This is a genomic window from Serratia sp. NA_13, from assembly GCF_052691735.1.
This window is the reverse complement of the sequence record NZ_JBQZFV010000016.1, coordinates 39,908-60,158: the sequence shown is the minus strand read 5'-3', so window position 1 is coordinate 60,158 and position 20,251 is coordinate 39,908. Positions and strand designations below refer to the sequence as shown.

Below are 20,251 nucleotides of genomic sequence, written 5' to 3'. Positions count from 1 at the left end.
TCGGGCTGGTTAGTTTGATGACAAACACCCGAAAAACGTGGTTTTCGGATGTTTGGGATAAATCAGAAGACATAATTCTTTGTTTTTATTAGCCCTTAAAACTGGACTTTAAACCGCAAAGAACTTTGTCAGTAATCTGACCAGCCTTCGGGCTGGTTTTTTTATGCCTGAAACTCACCGTTAAGTGGAGGAAAATGGCGTATCATTTATAAGGTTTTTTCTTATGGATACTACGCACGGGAGATGCCATGAGTTGGCAGCAGTTCAAGTCTCAATATCTGGTGCGCTTTTGGGCACCTTTACCCGCAGTGATTGCCGCCGGGATCCTCTCAACCTACTATTTCGGTTTGACCGGGGCCTTCTGGGCGGTGACCGGTGAATTCACCCGCTGGGGCGGTCATATATTGCAGCTGTTCGGGGGGCACCCTGAGCAGTGGGGGTACTTCAAGGTTATCGGGCTTGAGGGGACACCGCTGCAGCGCATCGACGGCAGGATGATCATCGGCATGTTTGCCGGCTGCATCGCCGCCGCGCTGTGGGCTAACAACATCAAGCTGCGCCAGCCACAGAGCCGTATCCGCATTGTGCAGGCGCTGCTGGGCGGTATCATTGCCGGTTTCGGTGCGCGTCTGGCGATGGGGTGTAATCTGGCGGCATTCTTTACCGGTATTCCGCAGTTCTCGCTGCACGCCTGGTTCTTTGCCCTGGCGACCGCCGCCGGCTCTTATTTTGGTGCCAAATTTACCCTGTTGCCGATGTTCCGCATTCCGATCAAATTACAGAAGGTGAAGGCGGCTGCGCCGCTGACTCAAAAACCGGAGCAGGCGCGTCGCCGCTTCCGTTTGGGCATGGTGGTTTTCTGTCTGGCAATCGCCTGGTCGCTATGGACGCTGTTTGACGCGCCGAAGCTGGGTATTGCCATGTTGTTTGGCATCGGTTTTGGTCTGCTGATTGAACGGGCGCAAATTTGTTTCACCTCGGCGTTTCGCGATCTGTGGATCAGCGGGCGCACCCATATGGCGAAGGCCATTATTCTCGGCATGGCTGCCAGCGCCATCGGCATTTTCAGCTACGTTCAACTGGGTGTGGCACCGAAGATCATGTGGGCCGGTCCTAATGCCGTGCTTGGTGGGCTATTGTTTGGTTTCGGCATAGTGTTGGCCGGTGGTTGTGAAACCGGCTGGATGTACCGCGCGGTCGAGGGGCAGGTGCATTACTGGTGGGTAGGGTTGGGCAATATCATTGGTGCCACGCTGCTGGCTTATTATTGGGATGATTTGTCCCCGACGCTGGCCACTGACTACGACAAGGTCAACCTGCTGGAAACCTTCGGCCCGGTCGGCGGCCTGTTGGTGACCTACCTGCTGCTGGCATTGGCGTTTGGTGCCATGCTGTGGTGGGAGAAACGCTTTTTCCGCGCCAAGCCCGACGCGCAGGTGGTTAATTTAAGGAGTGTGTCATGAAGCAAACGGCGATAGTGCCGGATTACCGGTTGGATATGCTGGGTGAGCCTTGCCCTTACCCGGCGGTGGCGACGCTGGAAGCGATGCCACAGTTGAAGCCGGGGGAGATCCTCGAGGTGATCAGCGATTGCCCGCAGTCGATCAACAACATCCCGCTTGATGCGCGCAACCATGGCTACAAGGTACTGGATATCCAGCAGGATGGTCCCACCATCCGCTATTTGATTCAGCGCTAACCTGTCAGGGGCCGCATTGTACAGCCCCTTTTTGCAAGGCGGGCGTGAAGGGAAATGATTGCCCTGCGGCCCGCCGTTGACTTACCCTTTCGCCAGCGTGTCTTTTACTCCGGCGACAATTTCAAACGAATGCAAGCGTGCCTGATGGTCAAAGATCTGGCCGTTAACCATGATTTCATCCGCACTGGTTTCGTTCAGCAGCGTCTGCAACCCATTACGCACGGTAGTTTCATTGCCGATGATTGACATGCGCAGTGCCTGATCAACCCCGTATTGTTCCCCGGCGGTCCACAGCGCGTGGATATTGTCCACCGGTGCCGGCAGCGGGCCCGGCGAACCACGGCGCAGATTGATAAACTGCTGCTGCATCGAGGTAAACAGGAAGTGTGCATCGGCATCACTGTCGGCGGCCACCACGTTGACGCACACCATGGCGTGCGGCCGTTGGCATTGCTCGGAAGGCTTGAAGTTGTCGCGGTACAGGTTAAATGCCTGGAACAGCATCTCAGGGGCAAAGTGGGAAGCGAAGGCAAACGGCAGGCCAAGCTGGGCCGCCAATTGTGCGCTGTACAGGCTGGAGCCCAGCAGCCAGATCGGCACGTGTAACCCCTGGCCGGGTACCGCCTGCACCGACTGGCCCGGTTGTACTTCACCGAAGTAATGTTGCAGTTCCTGCACGTCGCGCGGGAAGTTATCCACTTCACCGGATAGATGACGACGCAATGCCATCATGGTGCGTTGGTCAGTACCGGGCGCGCGGCCCAGGCCCAGATCGATACGCCCAGGGTACAGCGACTCCAGCGTGCCGAACTGTTCGGCAATCACCAACGGCGCATGGTTAGGCAGCATCACGCCACCGGAGCCGAGACGGATACTCTGGGTACCGGCGGCCAGATAGCCCAGCAACACCGAGGTTGCCGCGCTGCCAATGCCGGTCATATTGTGATGTTCTGCCAGCCAATAGCGTTGATAGCCCCATTTTTCGGCATGTTGTGCTAAATCTAAAGAGGCGTGAAAAGCGTCACGGGGTTTGGCCCCTTGCGGAATGGGGGATAAATCCAGTACCGAAACCGGCACCGCAGTTTTTTCAGTCATGATATCGTCCATCAAAGAGTTGATCGCTTAAAGGGCGATTGCAGGATTCTGCAAACTACAAAGCAAAATGTGCTTTTAGTGTTAAAAGCATAATCCAATTTATGGTTATAAAAGAGGATATATGTGCTTGCCATATCCTTATGAGAAAAATGGTTTTTTTTGGGGCCGATTGAAATATGGACGTGATGAATCCACCTGCCGCTTATCGCTCAGGGAGCTGAGAGAATGAAGAAAAAGACGTTGTTTACCTTATTGTTGATGGTGGTGGCGATCGCCATGGCGATCTTGTTCCGGGCACATAATCAGGATTTGTTATTGCAGGGGGAAGTGGACGCGCCGGAGGTGATCGTGGCCTCCAAGGCCAAGGGACGGGTAGTTGAACGCCTGGTTGAGCGTGGTGACGACGTGAAAGCCGAACAGGTGATGATTCAGCTCGATAGCCCGGAACTGATGGCCCAGCTACGTTCCGCCCAGGCGTCGCGCGATGAGGCCAAAGCGCAGCTCGACCAATCGCTGCACGGCACGCGTGAAGAAAGCATCCGTAATCTGCGTGCCAACCTGGCGCAGGCCGAGGCGCAATACCGCAACGCGCAGAACGACTATAACCGTAACCTGAGCGTTTCCGGCAAAGGTTATATTTCGAAGTCCGAGCTGGACAGCTCGCGCCGTGCGCGCGACACCGCATTCCAACAGGTACAGGCGGCCAAGGCCAACCTGGACGAAGGCACGAATGGCGACCGTATCGAACTACGGCAGCAATATGCCGCGGCGCTGCGGGCGGAGGAAGAGAACCTGCTGGAAGTGAAAGCCCAGACCGACGATCTGCGGGTTTTAGCCCCGGTGGCCGGTGAAGTGGGGCCGATCCCGGCGGAGGTCGGGGAATTGTTGAATGCCGGCAGCCCATTGTTGACGCTGATCCGCGTTCCGGATGCCTACTTTGTCTTTAACCTGCGCGAAGACATTTTGGCTCATGTGCGTAAGGGCGATAAGGTGCAGATGCGGGTACCGGCGCTGAAGGACAAAATGATTGAGGCAGAGGTGCGTTACATCGCGCCGCTGGGCGATTACGCCACCAAACGCGCCACTCGTGCTACCGGTGACTTCGATCTGAAAACCTTTGAAGTGCGTCTGTATCCGTCACAGCCGGTGGAAGGCCTGCGCCCAGGGATGAGCAGCTTATGGCTATGGAAAGAGTAAGGGCCGGCTGGCGCTGCTTCAGTCACGCGTTTGACAACGAGTGCCGTGTCGCCTTCCGCAGCCCGGTAATACACTGGCTGAGCTGGATTTTCCCGCTGATGCTGTTTGGCCTGGTCAGCAGCAACTTTTCGGAAGGGACCTTGCTGGATCTGCCGGTGTCGGTGGTGGATAACGATCACAGCTCGTTGTCCAAGTCGCTGACGCGCCGACTGGATGCCGGCTCTCATGCTCATGTCGAGTTGTATGACGGCGGGCTGAATGAATCGCTGTATCGTCTGCGTAGCGCGCAGGATTACGCGCTGTTGTACGTACCGCCGGACTTTGAAGCCAATGCGCTGGCGGGTAAGCAGCCGAGCGTGGTGATGTATTACAACGCGTTGTTCTACGGGGCCGGGCTGTATTCCACTCAGGATTTCAGCGGGCTGATGGCCGAAATCAATGCCGGCTACCGCAGCATTATCGCCGCCGAGATGGGCAAGACGCTGCCGCTATTGGCGAACGTGACGCTGTCGTACGGCAGTTTATTCAACGCCAGCGGCAGTTATATTTATTACCAACAGTTTGCCGCGACTATCCATTTGCTGCAGCTGTTTGTGGTGACGTGCATGATTTACGTGTTGGCACGCAGCAAATCACTGTTGAAGGCCCGGCCATTCGGTCTGGCACTGCTGGGTAAATTGGCACCATACACCCTGTGTTTCACCAGCCTGTTGATGGTTGAAATTGCCGCGCTGGTGGGTATTTTTGACGCCCGCGTCAGCGGCAATCCACTGTTTATGTTGATGATAGCCTTCTTTTACGTGATGGCAGCGCAGAGCATCGGTCTGCTGTTGTTTACCTTTACCAGCAGCATTATCACCGCCTACAGCCTGATCGCCATCCTGGTCAGTATTGCGTTGACCTTCTCGGGTATGGCGGTACCGGAATTGTCGATGCCGTTGCCGGCGCGAATTATCTCCAATATCGAACCCTTAACCCACGCGCTGTACGCGATGTTTGACGTATTCCTGCGACAGGTTCCGGCCAGCGCCATCTTCAGCGTTTGCGCGTTACTGTCCGTCTACCCGTTGGTAACGGCATTCCTGGTGCGTAACCGGCTGTTGGCGCGGCTGCTGAAGGAAGGGGGAGCAGGATGAAAATCTACTGGCAAACCTTCGTTCGGGTGCTGCTTGGCATGCTGGAGAGGCCGATGTGGTTGATGCTGATCCTGTCGCTGTGCGTCATGAGTATGGTCTATGCCAACCGGACGGTGTGGGATCTGCCGGTCGGCGTGATTGATCAGGACCACAGCACCGCCAGCCGCCAATTGATCCGCCAACTGGACGCTACCTCTAAAATATCCATCGTGACTTACGACAGTCTTGAGCAGGCGAAGCTAGATCTGGGCTGGCGCCAGCTGTTCGCGGTGATCATCATGCCGGTGGATCTGGAGAAGAAGATCCTGAGTGGCCAAAATATCGTGGTGCCGGTCTATGGCGATGCCACCAACCGGCTGGCCAACGGCCAGATCCAGCAGGACGTGGTTGCGGCCTATCAGCAACTGCTGAACCAGTACAACAACGGCTTACTGCTGCGCAGCGGTTTCAGCGAACGTCAGGCGCAGGTGATCCTGACGCCAATACAAGGGCAAACGCTGGACGTGTTCAACCCGGGGATCAGCTTTGCGGCGATCATCTTCCCCGGCTTGCTGGTGATGTTGTTACAGCACTCGTTATTGATTGCCTGCGTCCGCGTCAGCATTGCCATGAAGAGCATCCCCGGTGGCAAGCCACCGTTGGCGGCCCATTTGGGCGGGCTGACGGCGCTGCTACCGATCTGGCTATTCCTGTCCATCGTGCTGTTTGTACTGTGGCCGTGGGTGTTGGGCTATCGTCAGACGGCGGGCATTGCAGAAATTTTGTTGCTGACCTTCCCGTTCCTGTTGGCGGTACTGGGGCTGGGCAAGTTGGTCACCGAATGCTTGCGCAGTGTAGAGATGATTTACCTGACGCTGGCGTTTATCACCACGCCGATATTCTACCTCTCCGGTACCATCTGGCCGCTGCAGGCGATGCCGGCCTGGGTGCGGGCGATTTCCTACTGCATTCCCTCCACCTGGGCCACCAAGGCCATTGCCGGGGTTAACCAAATGGGCCTGTCGCTCAATGAAGTCTGGGGTGACGTGGTGATGTTGTTGGTGTTGGGGATTATTTACACCCTGCTGGGAGTCGGGGTGGGCTTCATGCGTAACAGCGTGGCGCTGCGTAACCTGCTCCGCAAACGGGCAAGTTAATTCAGGGGGCCTGAAGCCATATTTCCTTGACCCTTAACAAGGTGTGCAGGCCCGCGCTCTCGCATAATCACGCCCGTGGATCTTCTTACCGGTGTGATGATATGGCTTACCAACTGAACCTGAACTGGCCCGAATTTTTAGAGAAGTACTGGCAGAAAAAACCTGTGGTTTTGAAAAATGCCTTCCCGAACTTTGTTGACCCTATCACGCCAGACGAACTGGCAGGGCTGGCGATGGAGCCGGAAGTAGACAGCCGTTTGGTCAGCCAGACAGAGGGGCAATGGCAGGCCAGCCACGGTCCGTTTGAACATTTCGATGACCTCGGCGAAACAAACTGGTCCTTGCTGGCGCAGGCCGTAAACCATTGGCATGCACCCTCAGCCGAGCTGGTGCGCCCGTTTCGCGTTTTGCCGGACTGGCGTCTGGATGACCTGATGATCTCCTTTTCGGTGCCGGGCGGCGGTGTGGGGCCACACATCGACAACTACGATGTGTTTATCATTCAGGGGATGGGCTGCCGTCGCTGGCGCGTAGGCGATGCCTTACCGATGCGCCAGTTCTGCCCGCATCCGGCGCTGCTGCACGTCGATCCGTTCGAGCCGATCATTGATGAAGATCTGGAGCCGGGCGACATCCTGTACATCCCACCGGGTTTCCCGCATGACGGCTTCACCCACGAAACTGCGCTTAACTATTCCGTGGGTTTCCGTGGGCCAAACGACCGCGACCTGATCAGCAGCTTTGCCGACTACGCACTGGAAAAAGATCTGGGTGGCACGCATTACAGCGATCCTGATTTAACCCTGCGTGAACATCCGGGACGGGTAGAGGAATATGAACTTGAGCGCTTACGCACAATGATGATCGAAATGATCAGCAAGCCGGAAGACTTTAAGCAGTGGTTTGGCCGCTTTGCCACCACGCCGCGTCATGAGCTGGATATCGCCATGGCGGAGCCGCCGTATGAAGCGCAAGAGGTGCTGAGTGCGCTGATGGAAGGGGAAACTCTGACTCGTTTGAGCGGCTTGCGTGTGCTGCACATCGGCGACAGCTTCTTTATCAACAGCGAGCGTCTGGACACCGTAGATGCACGCGCAGCCGATGCGCTGTGTCGTTATACCGAGCTGGGCCGGCAGGAATTGGGTGAGGCACTGCAAAACCCGGCGTTTGTGGCGGAGCTGACGGAGCTGATGAATCAGGGTTACTGGTTCTTCAAAGAGTCGTTGCCGCTGCCTGCTTAATTGCCGGGTGTCGTTACGCTTACCCGGCCTGCAAACATTCCGTTGCCTGCCTGTGGCAGGATGTTTGATTACGGCACCAGTTCCAGACCGGCAACCCGCCGCCAGTAACCGTTGCAGTCGGCCTGATCGGTGAGCGTTAACGGCTGTGTGCCTTGCTCATTGGCGCGGAAGCGCTCGACCAGCGCCAGCGTCTCCGTGCCCTGTGGCGAAAGACGCACAATGTCCACCAGCCCCTGCATACTGGTCAACTCGTTGCCCAGGTTGTAGCAGTAGCCGCTCATGGTCTGAATGCCGTTCAGCACAAACACCTGCTGCTGTTCCTGTGACCGCATCACTCGTCCCTGTGGGTATTTGATGCAGCAGGTTTCGCATTCGTCCTTGGCACGGTCTTCTGAACGTGCGGTGAAGCAGCGCGCCGAATAGGCCAGCGGCAGGTGACCGTAGCTCAACACTTCCACCTCAAACTGCTGGCGGAAACCCAGTTCGTCGCACTGTTCCAGCAGTTTGGCCAGCCAGTCGCGAGACAGTTCGACCGGCATGCACCAGCGCGTCATGCCCTGGCGATGCAGCAGGCGCAAGGTGTAGGCGTTGTAGCAGTTCAGCGCATGACCGGCAACAAACGGCAGGCTGCGCTCGGCCGCCATGTTCACGGTACCCAGATCGTTGGCTTCAATCAGGAATTCCCCGTTTTCCACATAGCGCTTCAGTTCGTTCAGTTCGGACGGTGCCTGCAGCAGTGCCAGAGTGGAGAGAGCCACCTGTTTGCCGCTGCGGGCAATCTCTTGCGCCAGCGCCAGCCAGTCGCCGACCTTCATTTCGCGCCGCTTGGTGCAGACGCTCTCACCGAGGTAAATAATCTCCGCGCTGCTGCTTACCGCCTGGCGGTAGAACTCTTCGACCTCGGTTTTCGGCCAATAATACTGCACCGGGCCTAATGCGTATTTCATATTTCCTCCTGCTACTGCCATTTACGGTGATAAGCACCGAGCGTGGTTTGAGTGCCTTCGGACACCGCACCCAGGGCTTCCATCCAGCCGGCGTCGGCCTGATAGGCGGCCGGGTCGGCCTGGCAGCGGTCGATGGCCTGCCGCCAGACACGGGCCACCTGACTCACGTAGGCCGGGCTGCGTTGGCGGCCTTCAATCTTCACCGAGGCGATATTGGCAGCCAGCAGTTCCGGCAGCAGTTCCAGCGTATTGAGGCTGGTGGGTTCTTCCAGCGCGTGGTAGCGCACGTCATCGACCAGATAGCGGCCCTTGCACAGCGTGGGGTAGCCGGCATTTTCATCGTCGCGATAACGGTCGATCAGCACGCCATTCAGGCGTGACTCCATGCCCTGCGCCGTTTGCTGCCAGCGCACGTAGCGTGCCGGTGAGCAGGCCCCGACGGTGTTGGGGGACTCGCCGGTCAGATAAGAGGAAAGGTAGCAGCGCCCCTCGGCCATAATGCACAGGCTGCCGAAGGCGAAGACTTCCAGCGGCACCGGGCTGGTACGAGCCAACTGCTTGACCTGGTGCATCGACAGCACGCGCGGCAGCACTACCCGGCTGACATCGAAATGGCGCTGGTAGAAGCGGATCGCTTCTTCGTTGGTGGCGGACGCCTGCACCGAGACGTGGCGCTCCAACTGCGGGTAACGTTCAGCGGCATATTCCAGCATCGCCAAATCAGCCAGGATCAGCACGTCAGCCCCCAGTTGTGCCGCCATATCTACCGCACGCTGCCAGCGAACATAGCCGTCAGGGTGGGCGAAGGTGTTGATGGCGATATGCAGTTTGCGGTTATGGCGATGCACATACTTGACCGCTTCCTGTAGCTTTTTCTCGGTAAAGTTGAGGCCGGCAAAGTGGCGGGCGTTGGTATCATCTTTCAGGCCGATATACACGGCGTCGGCACCGTTATCCACCGCAGCCTTCAGGGCCGGCAGATTACCGGCGGGACAAAGCAGCTCCATAGATTTATCCTGACTCCAAGGGTTGCCGGTGAGCCTTTCAACCGGCAAACGCTAATCGGGAGGCAATTTTAGTGAAAGTCTGCTTAACAGGTTTTGATTTGAGGCAGCTTCTGGCGTATTGATAAAGCTGGCGGTGAAATACACTATTTGTTGATATAGAGCGCGGCAGCCGCGTATCACTGTGGCAAAATAGCGTATCTGTGTTGAAAGGAGTGAACGACAGTGTTGGAACAATTAAGAGCGCGCATTGTGCGCCAGGGGCCGTCGTTGCTGCGTGTACCGCTAAAATTCACGCCGTTTGCCTTGCAGCGTCAGCTTCTGGAACAGGTACTGGGCTGGCAATTTCGTCAGGCGCTGGCGGATGGCGATCTGGAATTTCTCGAATCGCGCTGGTTGAAGATCGAAGTTCGCGATCTGGCGCTACACTGGTTTATGACGGTAGAAAACGACAAACTGGTTGTCAGCCAACACGCCGAAGCTGATGTCAGCTTCAGCGGCGACGCCAACGATCTGATTCTGATCGCAGCGCGTAAGCAAGATCCCGATACGCTGTTCTTTCAGCGTCGGCTGCAGATTGAAGGGGACACCGAATTGGGCCTGTATGTAAAAAATCTGATGGACGCCATCGAGCTGGAAGCCATGCCTGCACCGTTGCGCATTGGCCTGCTGCAACTGGCCGAGTTTGTGGAGGCAGGGCTGCAGGAGGGCACGGTGCAAACTTCCCGTGTGCCGGCAACATGTTAATTCGTGTAGAAATTCCGGTAGATGCGGCGGGCATTGATGCCCTGCTGCGTAGCGCCTTTGGGCGAGATGATGAAGCCGATCTGGTGCAGCAACTGCGCGAAGACGGCCTGCTGACGCTGGGCATTGTCGCCACCGACGACGAAGGCGGCGTGGTGGGTTATGCCGCGTTCAGCCCGGTGGACGTGGCCGGTGAGGATCGCCAATGGGTCGGTCTGGCACCGCTGGCGGTGGACGAAAGTCTGCGTCGTCAGGGGCTGGGCGAAAAGCTGATATACGAAGGGCTGGATGCGTTGAACGAGTTCAGCTATGCCGCGGTAGTGGTGCTGGGTGAACCGGCTTACTACGGGCGCTTTGGCTTTAAACCGGCCGCTGCCTATGGTCTGCAATGCCGCTGGCCAGATACCGAGGCCGCGTTCCAGGTTTACCCACTGGCGGAAGATGCATTGGTCGACGTTGGCGGGGCGGTGGAATACTCCGCGCCGTTTAACCGGCTTTAACCGCAACCTCCGGCAGTAAATAATCCAACGAAAGAGGCGGGTGATTCACCAGCCTCTCTTTTTGCGTTTTGCTCAGTTGCTTGACCCGATATTCCAGCCTCAGCGCTTTTGAGCGATCCCCCACCTGACAGTGAAACGCCAGCACCAGTTGACCTTTCCCCCGCAGCGCCTTGGCTCCTTTGCCTGCCTGATGCTGCGCCAGCCGCCGCGTTACGTCGGTAGTTATGCCGGTATACAGCATGCCGCTGGGCATGCGCAGCATATACAGGTGCCAGACACTGGTGTTTGTCATATAAGTTTCCGCAAAGAATTGAGCGTTACTATATACCCGTCATCTTTCAAGTTGCAGCGTTGTTATCTGCGCTCAGTTATGTGGCCCGTCCATGGGCCACACCCCTAACGGGGCCGCTGCGAGCAGCGTTCAAATCTGCTCCCGGCAGATTTGTCACCCCAGTGACTTACTTGAGTAAGCGCCTGGGGATGAGCGAGCTGGCCGCCTAGCCGCAACTTGAAAGCTATAGGGTATAGGCAACCCGGCCTTATCGCTGAACCCTTTTTTTAGGCCATGACTTAATTTATTGATTTTAAATATTTTTAATTGAGTAAGGAAAAAAAGCCTTTTTGACGAATTAGCGATGTTATTCTTCAATAATCAGCTTATTAGCGTTAGTCTTCAACAGTTCACTGCCGTACAGGCAGCTTAGAAATCTATATGCAGAACGCATTTTTTCCTCCACCAGTTCACTGCCGTACAGGCAGCTTAGAAACGTACCCATTACAGGAAATAGTGTTGCCTCGGGTTCACTGCCGTACAGGCAGCTTAGAAACGTGTCGAGGCCGCAAAACTGGGCCTCAACAAGTTCACTGCCGTACAGGCAGCTTAGAAAAATCGCAGCGAAGATCACGTAAACCAGTTCCTGTTCACTGCCGTACAGGCAGCTTAGAAATAAATGGTGCGAATAGGCAAATTAATTACCTTGTTCACTGCCGTACAGGCAGCTTAGAAAAAAGAATTGGGCCTGACCCAAGAGCAGGCGCAGTTCACTGCCGTACAGGCAGCTTAGAAAATAAATGGATTTTTATTACCATCACTGCGAGAGTTCACTGCCGTACAGGCAGCTTAGAAAAGCATCTCAACGGTTTCAGTTGAGAAGTGGCTGTTCACTGCCGTACAGGCAGCTTAGAAATGAGGATATCCCGCAGGAACACAACATCAACAGTTCACTGCCGTACAGGCAGCTTAGAAAAACGGGAATGAGCCGGGTCTAACTGGCCGCCAGTTCACTGCCGTACAGGCAGCTTAGAAAGCATGACCAAGGAAGAACGGCGGGAGCTGCGAGTTCACTGCCGTACAGGCAGCTTAGAAATTATCCGTCAGACGCCGCTTTTTCTTGCCGGTGTTCACTGCCGTACAGGCAGCTTAGAAAGACACGGCGAGCATCTTTAACAACACCGGCAAGTTCACTGCCGTACAGGCAGCTTAGAAACACATCTCCCACAATGCGGCACATCTCCTGATGTTCACTGCCGTACAGGCAGCTTAGAAAACAGGCAGTGGTTGGGGCTTCTTGGCAGATGCGTTCACTGCCGTACAGGCAGCTTAGAAATCCAGAAATCCCGGTGGCAGGTGTTGATTATTGTTCACTGCCGTACAGGCAGCTTAGAAATCGAAGAAGTTAAATCCGAATGCCTCACTAAAGTTCACTGCCGTACAGGCAGCTTAGAAACTCTAGGGTGCAGTCAGTGGACGGATATTCCATGCGTTATTGATACCAAACAAACGGCTATGCAAGGTGTGGGGGAAAGAGGGAAATCGTGCCCGTTCGGCAAACATCTGTTTTCAACTTGAAAACAATTCCGTCAGAGGCTACAATGTTTTCAAGATGAAAACAGGGGCGAGGGATCCGCGGTGCATGTGATCAGCAGACAGCCATTTAATGAGGCTGCCGGGAAATACCCTAATAGCGCGTTAGCGCTTCTGGATCTGATGAGGGTTCTGGAAAAAAAGATCTTCAACAGCCCGGATGAGATGAAAAGAGCGATCCCTTCACTGGATAACTTCAAGTACCGCAAAAAGTGGTGGATCATCGATGTATCCGGTAACACGTTGCGGCTTATTGCCTTCATTGACTTTGAAAAGCAAAAGGTTTTTGTTAAAAACATTGCGACTCATGCCGAATACGACAAGTTAACCAAGTATTATAGGGAGCATAAAGAATGACTGTTGCAACTCATATCGACGCCGCCAGTGCCGAAGGCATGATCGCGACATTTGCCAACGCGGTGAAATGCATTCCTTTGATGACGGGTAATAAAAGCGAGGCTGAATATAAAAAAGCCCTTGAGCTGATTGAATATCTTGTCGATCGCGGGGAGTTGAGCAACCCGCTTTTTGAACCGCTTGCGGCCAAAATTGCAGAATATGAAAACAGTGCCCCGGAATTTGAGGCGTTTAACCGCCGCTTGGCAAAGATCCCTACCGGTGTCGCTGCGTTGCGTACACTGATGGATCAGCATGGTTTAAAAGCTGCCGATCTGGAAGATGAGCTGGGGTCTAAAAGTAATGTCAGCAACATTCTCAACGGTCGCCGTGCGTTGACTGTTCAACATATTAAGATGCTGGCGACACGTTTTAACGTCCCTGCTGATTTGTTTATTTGATGGGCAGGGCAGGGCAGGGCAGGTTCCCGGTGACCTGCCTGGCTCTGAAATCAAGAAACGGCGCCTGTGGTGCCGTTTCTGTCCCCATTTGTCCTGTCCGGTATTTCGCTGTCCCTGTTTCTTACCGGGCAGGTTGCCGGAATATCGCTCCTGAAAATCAGCGCTGAACCAACTAATAACCAGGGTTACAGGCAGAATAATTCCCATCAAAAATGATATTTTGTCGGTTGGTAACGGTTTTTCTATTTTTTGTATGATAAGAACGTAAATTGTTCAGTTAGTCGGTGATGTATTTGCTCTATTGAACAATTTATAATCATTTAAATTATGGATAATTCAAGACATGAATGACTCATTCTCACCGTCCGACTTAAAAACAATCTTGCATTCCAAAAGAGCCAATATCTATTACCTGCAATATTGTCGTGTTCTAGTCAATGGCGGGCGAGTTGAGTATGTCACCGATGAGGGGAAACAGTCCCTTTATTGGAATATCCCCATTGCCAATACCTCTGTTGTCATGCTCGGGACGGGGACTTCAATCACACAAGCAGCAATGCGCGAATTTGCCAAGGCGGGGGTATTGGTTGGCTTCTGCGGCGGTGCCGGCACACCTTTATATGCGGGCAATGAAGTGGAAGTTGCCGTTTCCTGGTTATGTTCACAAAGCGAATATCGACCAACAGAGTATTTGCAACATTGGGTAAGTTTCTGGTTTGACGATAACCAGCGCTTAGCCGCGGCGATAGCTTTTCAACGTGTACGCATTGAGCAGATAAAAAGACACTGGTTAAACATCAGAATGGAGCGGCAAATCGGTTTTGCCATAGACGAAAGCCGTTTGCTGGCCTTATTAGATAAATATGAAAATAATCTGACAGCCTGCCGTAATAGTACCGATTTACTCACGCAAGAAGCAGTGATGACCAAGGCATTGTATAAACTGGCTGCCACAGCGGTGGGATACGGTGATTTTACCCGTGCCAAGCGTGGCGGAGGCGTAGATATAGCAAACCGTTTTCTGGACCATGGCAATTATCTGGCCTATGGATTGGCGGCTGTGGCAACCTGGGTCATCGGGTTGCCGCATGGGCTAGCAGTGCTGCATGGCAAAACGCGCCGCGGTGGCTTGGTATTTGACACCGCAGATCTGATCAAAGACGCGTTAGTATTACCGCAGGCGTTTATTGCCGCGATGCAGGGGGAAGAGGAACAAGAGTTCCGTCAGCGCTGTATCAATGGTTTTCAAAAGGCAGATGCTCTGGATGTCATGATTGAGGCACTGCAAACGACTGCCCAGCAGTTAAGTCAGGTGGGGCGGTGAATATACTTTTGGTTGCTCAGTGTAATAAACGTGCCTTAACGGAAACTCGTCGGATATTAGATCAATTTGCTGAGCGCAAGGGCGAACGCACTTGGCAAACCGCCATCACCTTCGAAGGTTTGAATACCCTGCGTAAACTGTTGCGAAAAAGCGCACGGCGCAATACGGCGGTGGCTTGCCACTGGATTAAAGGGGCTAATCAAACAGAATTACTCTGGATTGTCGGTAATCAACGTCGTTTTAATCCCGAAGGCGCAGTCCCCACTAATACGACCGAACGTGATATTTTGAAAAGCCACAGTGAAAACCAATGGCACAATTTGGAGAGCATCAGTTTACTGGCCGCAATTGCGGGTTTATTCCATGATTTCGGCAAGGCTAACCAGTTATTTCAGAATGGTTTGCGTGGTGCTGGCAAAAGCTTCCAGCCCTATCGCCATGAGTGGGTATCATTACGGCTATTTTGTGCTTGGGTAGGTAACCGAAGCGATCAAGAGTGGCTTACTGCCCTGGCAATGATCGAGGAGCGTGATGAAAAGTTGATGCTGGAAAGGCTGATAAAAGATGCTATCGATGAATTTATAAATCCTTTCATATCACTACCTCCGCTGGCAACCACGATTGCCTGGCTGATTGTTTCCCACCACCGTTTACCGGCTTATCCAACGCGCGTTGAAGGGATGCCGCCCTCATTGAAGACGATAGACAGTTGGTTAACGCAGCAACTCACCGCAGAGTGGAACTCGACCAATCACCAGATTGAAGGCTGGACACCCGATGAACGCCATGCTGTGTGGTTTTTCCCTCATGGCACCCCGATGCGCAGTAATATCTGGCGGGAAAAAGCGCATAAATTTGCTAAACGAGCGTTGCTGCAGTCCTCATTGATGGATTTTGGCATATTGGAACAACGCTTCACCAGTCATATGGCACGTCTGGTGTTGATGCTGGCGGACCATCACTACTCATCGTTACCACCAACGACGGGTTGGCAAGATACCGGGTATCAAGCCTATGCCAATACTGAACGCAAAACCGGTGAATTGAAGCAACAACTGGACGAGCACAATATCGGCGTGGGGCAAAATGCACTGTTACTGGGGCGTAGTCTGTCGCATCTCAGAGCAACGCTACCGGCCATTACGCGCCATAAAGGGTTTAAACAGCGCAGTAAAACCGAAAAGTTTCGTTGGCAGGACAAAGCTTACGATCTCACGTATGCGGTGCGTGAACGTTCGTTTAAGCAGGGTTTCTTTGGCGTTAATATGGCTTCCACCGGTTGCGGAAAAACCTTTGCCAACGCGCGCATTATGTATGGTTTAGCCGATGAGAAGGCGGGGTGCCGCTTTTCTGTTGCATTAGGGTTACGGACCTTAACGCTACAAACTGGCGATGCGCTTAAGGCCAAACTCACTCTGGAAGATGACGATCTGGCGGTGTTGGTAGGTTCTGCGGCGGTACGACAATTACATCACCTCAATAATGATAAATTGGAGCGGCGTGGTACTGGCAGCGCTTCGGCAGATGAGTTGTTCGCGGAGCATCATTATGTCAGTTACGGTGGCAGCCTGGACGATGGGCGTTTAAGCCGTTGGCTGCAAGATAGCGACAAATTGCATAAATTACTGAGTGCACCGGTATTGGTGACCACCATTGATCACCTGATCGGCGCGACGGAAGGCGTGCGCGGCGGCAAGCAAATAGCGCCGATGCTGCGTTTGTTGACCGCTGATTTAGTGCTGGATGAGCCAGACGATTTTGATATTGCCGATCTCCCTGCGCTATGCCGTGTGGTCAATTGGGCAGGTATGTTAGGTTCCCGCGTTTTGCTTTCTTCTGCAACCTTACCGCCTGGGTTGGTTCAGACACTGTTCAATGCTTATAAATCTGGGCGAGCAGATTATCAACAGGGATGTGGCCTGCCCGGTATGCCGTTAAATATTTGCTGCGCCTGGTTTGATGAGCATGATGCCGTACAGCATGATATTCAGGAGGCAAAAGGTTTTATAGCGGCGCATGAAGCCTTTGTCGGCAAGCGAGTGGCAAAATTGCAAAGAGTGCCGGTACTACGTCGTGCGCAGTTGGTAGCCGTTCAACCGACAAGCCTGCGTGAAAGCGCGGTATTGGATGGGGTCACGGAAACGCTATTCGCGTCGATGCAACAATTGCATTCACGCCATCATCAAAAGCATTCAACGGGTAAAACTGTCTCATTGGGTTTGATCCGTATGGCTAACATCAATCCGCTAGTAGCAGTAGCACAGCGATTATTAAATACAGCGGCGCCCGAGAATACCCGCATCCATTATTGCGTCTACCACAGCCAGCACCCGTTGGCGATGCGTTCGTATATAGAACAGCGGTTGGATGAAACCTTGACGCGTTATTCCGAAGCTGCACTTTGGCAAATGGCGGAAATTGATCGTGCTTTGGCGAAGTATCCGCAGCAGCATCATCTGTTTGTGGTGCTGGCTACCTCTGTTGCCGAGGTCGGGCGCGATCATGATTACGATTGGGCTATTGCCGAACCGAGCTCAATGCGCTCGTTGATCCAATTGGCAGGACGTATCCAACGCCACCGGCAGCAACCTTGCGAGTATCCGAACCTGCATATTTTGCAAAAAAACGTTAAGGCACTGAAAGGAAACCAACCGGCGTATTGTCGGCCGGGGTTTGAATCGGCGACCTATCAGCTCCAGTTACTAAAGCATGATTTGGCGGAAATATTACGCCCTGAACAATATAAAGTGATTAGTGCGATCCCTCGGGTTCAGGAGGCATCGGTACTCAAGCCGCACGATAATCTGGTCGATCTGGAACATTTCTGCCTGAGAACGGTTTTGCAGGGGCGAAAGCAGCTTGATAAATACTATGCCGCGCTTTGGTGGCGCCAACAGGCAACCTGGTGCGGTGAGCAACAGCGTTTGACACCCTTTCGCCAGTCCACCGAGGAGGAACCACACTACCTGTGGATAGCGGACGAAGGGGATTCGCCGTGCTTTAAATTCCCGGATATCGTTCCTGGCCAATGGAAAGCCAGCGATAACATTCGTCAGGTTGAAGTGACCTTCGCTGAAGGCGTAAGTGCCTGGCTCGCCGCAGACTACTCCGGTCTCTATCAACAACTGGCCGAGAGGCTGGATATGGAGCTGGCAGAGGTTAGCCAGAAATTTGGTGAAATCAATCTGAGGAAAGAGAAGGCCGATCAATGGCGTTTCCACTCGCTGCTAGGGGTGTTTGGCGCACTTGAGTAGGACGGAATAACGTTGTAATAAGGAGGCGTATGAGTAACAACGGATTTAGCGAGTTGATCGTCGAATATATCGCCAGCCGCAAACAGCCCAAGCTGGAAGCGCTGGAAAAGGATCTTGCGAAAAAGCTTGCCGGGCTGACTGAAGCTGAAGAGATCGCTGTTGCCAGGCAAAGCGCTTTGGAACAGCGGCAAGAATTAGAGAAAAATTATACTCCACGCCATTGGCTAACCGACGCCGCCAGCCGTGCAGGGCAGATCAGCCTTGTCACTCACGCACTAAAATTTACCCACAGCGACGCCAAAGGCAGCAGTATTTTTGCTGCGGATAGCGAGTCACATGCTACAGATCGGCTTTCGAGCGCGAGCTTATCCCAACCGGCTATCGATGCCGTCGGCAATGCCGCAGCGCTGGATGTAGCGAAGCTACTGCAACTGGAATATGAAGGCGAATCGCTGATTGCGTGTTTGAGCCGTGGCGATAGCACCCCGTTAGCGGCGTTTGCCGAAAGCCCGCAGCAACTGGAATTGTGGGTTGCGGGTTTCAAACAGGTATTAGCGAATAAAAACCTCTCCTCCCATACCTTGGCTAAACAGCTCTATTTCCCTGTAGGGCCAGATGAGTATCACCTGCTGAGCCCGTTATTCTCCTCGTCGTTGGCGCAGGCGATGCACCAGCGCATCAGCGATGCGCGTTTCAGTGATACAGCCAAAGAGTGCTACCAGGCCTTTAAGGCCACTGAGTGGTATCCGGTGCCGCGGGTGATTTACCCCAAAACCGCGGTGTTAAATATGGGGGGGACCAAGCCACAGAATATTTCCTACCTTAACAGCGTGCGTGGCGGTCGTGTCTGGTTACTGCCGTGTTCTGCGCCGGAATGGTTAACCGTCAGCAAACTGCCGTTAAACCAAAACTCTATTTTTCAGGAACGTAAAACGTTCTCCGCGTTGGCGAGGGATGCAGTGTGGCAGCTAAAACAGTATCTGCGCGATGTGAACAAGTCTTCAGAGAATAATGCAGAGATCCGTCAGCAGCGTGGCGCTTACGTCGATGCGGTTATTGATATTCTGTTCAGTTATGTGGCTGGTATTCAAAACCGGGAAGACTGGCAATGCTGGAGCCAGCGTGAAGCGTGCCAACTTTCCCGCGCGCAACAGTTGTGGCTCGATCCCTGGCGGACTAATGAGGATGAAGGCTTTCGCTTTGAACGCGAAGGCGGTGGGTGGAAAAAAGAGGTCGCTCTGGATTTCGGTGTTTGGCTCAATCACCAGCTAAAAAGCGAAGAGATGAAATTCAGTGAAATTGAACGGCGCGAATGGTCGACAGCCCCCTTGTTTAAACGTCGCCTGCGTGAATTTGAAGCAGAGTTTAAGGGGGGCTTCGCATGGGAGCTTTAATCGTACTGCGCCATATTCGGGTTGAGAACGCCAATGCCATCGCCGGGCTGACCTATGGTTTCCCGGCAATCACCCATTTCCTTGGCTATACCCATGCGTTATCCCGTAAGTTGCAGCAGAGCCACGGTTTGACCCTGACGGGCTGTGGCGTCATTTGTCATCAGTATCAGCTCCACGCTCATTCCTCCGGGCGTGATTATGCTTTTGCGTTAACACGTAATCCCTTGACTAAAGAGGCTAAAACGGCGGCGTTCAATGAAGAAGGCCGGATGCATATGACGGTATCCTTGCTGATCGAGTGTCATGGCGTCATCAATAATGGTGATGAGGGTGCCAGAGCTCTGGAAGCGCACCTCGCCGATTTGTGCCCAACTCAGCGTTTGGCCGGTGGTGTGATTACCGATATCAATGCGATCAAAGTTATGGGCACCCCTGAAAAGCCAGCGGACTTGCGCAGGCTGATGCGTCGTTTGCTGCCTGGTTTTGCCTTGCTTGATCGCAGCGAACTGCTGGCCGACCATTATCAAAGACTGCGGGAGTGCAATCCGCAGGCCACGCTGTTGGATGCCTGGCTGGATTTTGCCGCTGTGAAATATCAACCGGTTAGTGAACAAGAGCCTCAATGGCATTATGTGCCGAAACCGGCTTCCGGTTATTTGGTCCCGATGCAAACCGGCTATCGAGGGATCTCTTCGCTCTACGCACCGGGTGAGGTGGCAAAAACGCGCGATCCTTCAACATCCTTCCGTTTTGCCGAGCCGGTTTACGGTATTGGCGAGTGGCGGAGTCTGCACCGTATTACCGATCTGAATCAGTTGTTATGGCAATACCACCATCAAGACGATGACTACCTATGTCGCAGTGCCGTACCTGCCGCGATTGAAACTTACGAATTTAACGATGAAGAATAATTTAAAGG

General features: G+C 53.9%; 18 protein-coding genes and 1 CRISPR repeat array. Of the genes, 14 read left to right on the top strand and 4 right to left on the bottom strand.

Annotation, left to right across the window (positions count from 1 at the left end; all coding sequences use genetic code 11):
• The first annotated feature begins 248 nt into the window (after positions 1-248).
• Both yedE and yedF read left to right on the top strand, forming a co-directional pair.
• Positions 249-1,463, top strand: a complete 1,215-nt coding sequence (gene yedE / locus ACUTSU_RS18960; protein ID WP_445654588.1) for a selenium metabolism membrane protein YedE/FdhT — start codon at positions 249-251, stop codon at positions 1,461-1,463.
• Positions 1,460-1,699, top strand: coding sequence for a sulfurtransferase-like selenium metabolism protein YedF (gene yedF / locus ACUTSU_RS18955; RefSeq protein ID WP_012004955.1), 240 nt, complete (start codon positions 1,460-1,462; stop codon positions 1,697-1,699). The genes yedE and yedF overlap by 4 nt, the downstream gene beginning before the upstream one ends.
• An 81-nt stretch (positions 1,700-1,780) precedes the next feature.
• Here yedF and ACUTSU_RS18950 read toward each other — a convergent pair whose 3' ends face one another.
• Entirely contained in the window at positions 1,781-2,794 is a 1,014-nt protein-coding gene (locus ACUTSU_RS18950) for a luciferase-like monooxygenase (RefSeq protein ID WP_445654587.1), read from the bottom strand.
• Between the two features lie 225 nt (positions 2,795-3,019).
• Between ACUTSU_RS18950 and ACUTSU_RS18945 the strand changes: the two genes are divergently transcribed.
• The 4 genes from ACUTSU_RS18945 (at position 3,020) to ACUTSU_RS18930 (ending at position 7,504) form a co-directional block, all read left to right on the top strand.
• Entirely contained in the window at positions 3,020-3,991 is a 972-nt protein-coding gene (locus tag ACUTSU_RS18945; protein ID WP_445654586.1) for an HlyD family secretion protein, read from the top strand.
• Positions 3,973-5,127 carry an ABC transporter permease gene (locus tag ACUTSU_RS18940; RefSeq protein WP_445654585.1) on the top strand — a complete coding sequence of 385 codons (1,155 nt, stop codon included), beginning with the start codon at positions 3,973-3,975 and terminating at the stop codon, positions 5,125-5,127. Before ACUTSU_RS18945 ends, ACUTSU_RS18940 begins: the two co-directional genes overlap by 19 nt.
• On the top strand, positions 5,124-6,263 hold the full coding sequence (locus tag ACUTSU_RS18935) for an ABC transporter permease (RefSeq protein WP_445654584.1): 1,140 nt from the start codon (positions 5,124-5,126) through the stop codon (positions 6,261-6,263). Before ACUTSU_RS18940 ends, ACUTSU_RS18935 begins: the two co-directional genes overlap by 4 nt.
• A gap of 101 nt (positions 6,264-6,364) precedes the next feature.
• Positions 6,365-7,504 (top strand): ribosomal protein uL16 3-hydroxylase, encoded by a 1,140-nt coding sequence (locus tag ACUTSU_RS18930; RefSeq protein ID WP_445654583.1) that lies wholly within the window; start codon positions 6,365-6,367, stop codon positions 7,502-7,504.
• Positions 7,505-7,572: 68 nt separating this feature from the next.
• Here the strand turns inward: ACUTSU_RS18930 and ACUTSU_RS18925 are convergent, their stop codons facing one another.
• Together ACUTSU_RS18925 and ubiU are read right to left on the bottom strand one after the other, a co-directional pair.
• Positions 7,573-8,451: a U32 family peptidase gene (locus tag ACUTSU_RS18925; RefSeq protein ID WP_426507397.1), complete on the bottom strand. Its 879-nt coding sequence runs from the start codon at positions 8,449-8,451 to the stop codon at positions 7,573-7,575.
• A gap of 11 nt (positions 8,452-8,462) precedes the next feature.
• Positions 8,463-9,458 (bottom strand): ubiquinone anaerobic biosynthesis protein UbiU, encoded by a 996-nt coding sequence (gene ubiU / locus ACUTSU_RS18920; protein WP_445654582.1) that lies wholly within the window; start codon positions 9,456-9,458, stop codon positions 8,463-8,465.
• A gap of 222 nt (positions 9,459-9,680) precedes the next feature.
• Between ubiU and ubiT the strand changes: the two genes are divergently transcribed.
• Entirely contained in the window at positions 9,681-10,202 is a 522-nt protein-coding gene (ubiT, locus tag ACUTSU_RS18915) for a ubiquinone anaerobic biosynthesis accessory factor UbiT (RefSeq protein WP_135314875.1), read from the top strand.
• Positions 10,196-10,699, top strand: coding sequence for a GNAT family N-acetyltransferase (locus tag ACUTSU_RS18910; protein WP_445654581.1), 504 nt, complete (start codon positions 10,196-10,198; stop codon positions 10,697-10,699). Before ubiT ends, ACUTSU_RS18910 begins: the two co-directional genes overlap by 7 nt.
• On the opposite strand, the gene ACUTSU_RS18905 is transcribed toward ACUTSU_RS18910, so the two are convergent.
• On the bottom strand, positions 10,686-10,991 hold the full coding sequence (locus ACUTSU_RS18905; protein WP_445654580.1) for a GIY-YIG nuclease family protein: 306 nt from the start codon (positions 10,989-10,991) through the stop codon (positions 10,686-10,688). The genes ACUTSU_RS18910 and ACUTSU_RS18905 overlap by 14 nt on opposite strands.
• A gap of 387 nt (positions 10,992-11,378) precedes the next feature.
• Positions 11,379-12,426: direct repeats of the CRISPR family, unit length 28 nt; unit sequence GTTCACTGCCGTACAGGCAGCTTAGAAA.
• Positions 12,427-12,608: 182 nt separating this feature from the next.
• Between ACUTSU_RS18905 and ACUTSU_RS18900 the strand changes: the two genes are divergently transcribed.
• From ACUTSU_RS18900 to csy2, 6 genes are all read left to right on the top strand, one after another.
• The gene (locus tag ACUTSU_RS18900; protein ID WP_445654579.1) at positions 12,609-12,920 is read left to right on the top strand and encodes a type II toxin-antitoxin system HigB family toxin; all 312 of its coding nucleotides are present in this window, start codon (positions 12,609-12,611) and stop codon (positions 12,918-12,920) included.
• Complete coding sequence (locus tag ACUTSU_RS18895; protein ID WP_445651183.1) at positions 12,917-13,360, top strand: helix-turn-helix domain-containing protein; 444 nt, start codon at positions 12,917-12,919, stop codon at positions 13,358-13,360. Before ACUTSU_RS18900 ends, ACUTSU_RS18895 begins: the two co-directional genes overlap by 4 nt.
• Positions 13,361-13,703: 343 nt before the next feature.
• Positions 13,704-14,684 carry a type I-F CRISPR-associated endonuclease Cas1f gene (cas1f, locus tag ACUTSU_RS18890; RefSeq protein WP_445654578.1) on the top strand — a complete coding sequence of 327 codons (981 nt, stop codon included), beginning with the start codon at positions 13,704-13,706 and terminating at the stop codon, positions 14,682-14,684.
• Positions 14,681-17,938, top strand: a complete 3,258-nt coding sequence (gene cas3f / locus ACUTSU_RS18885; RefSeq protein WP_445654577.1) for a type I-F CRISPR-associated helicase Cas3f — start codon at positions 14,681-14,683, stop codon at positions 17,936-17,938. Before cas1f ends, cas3f begins: the two co-directional genes overlap by 4 nt.
• Positions 17,939-17,967: 29 nt before the next feature.
• A complete protein-coding gene (gene csy1, locus ACUTSU_RS18880) occupies positions 17,968-19,332 on the top strand; it encodes a type I-F CRISPR-associated protein Csy1 (RefSeq protein ID WP_445654576.1) in 1,365 nt (454 codons plus the stop codon).
• A complete protein-coding gene (gene csy2, locus ACUTSU_RS18875) occupies positions 19,320-20,243 on the top strand; it encodes a type I-F CRISPR-associated protein Csy2 (protein WP_445654575.1) in 924 nt (307 codons plus the stop codon). Before csy1 ends, csy2 begins: the two co-directional genes overlap by 13 nt.
• Positions 20,244-20,251: the final 8 nt, after the last annotated feature.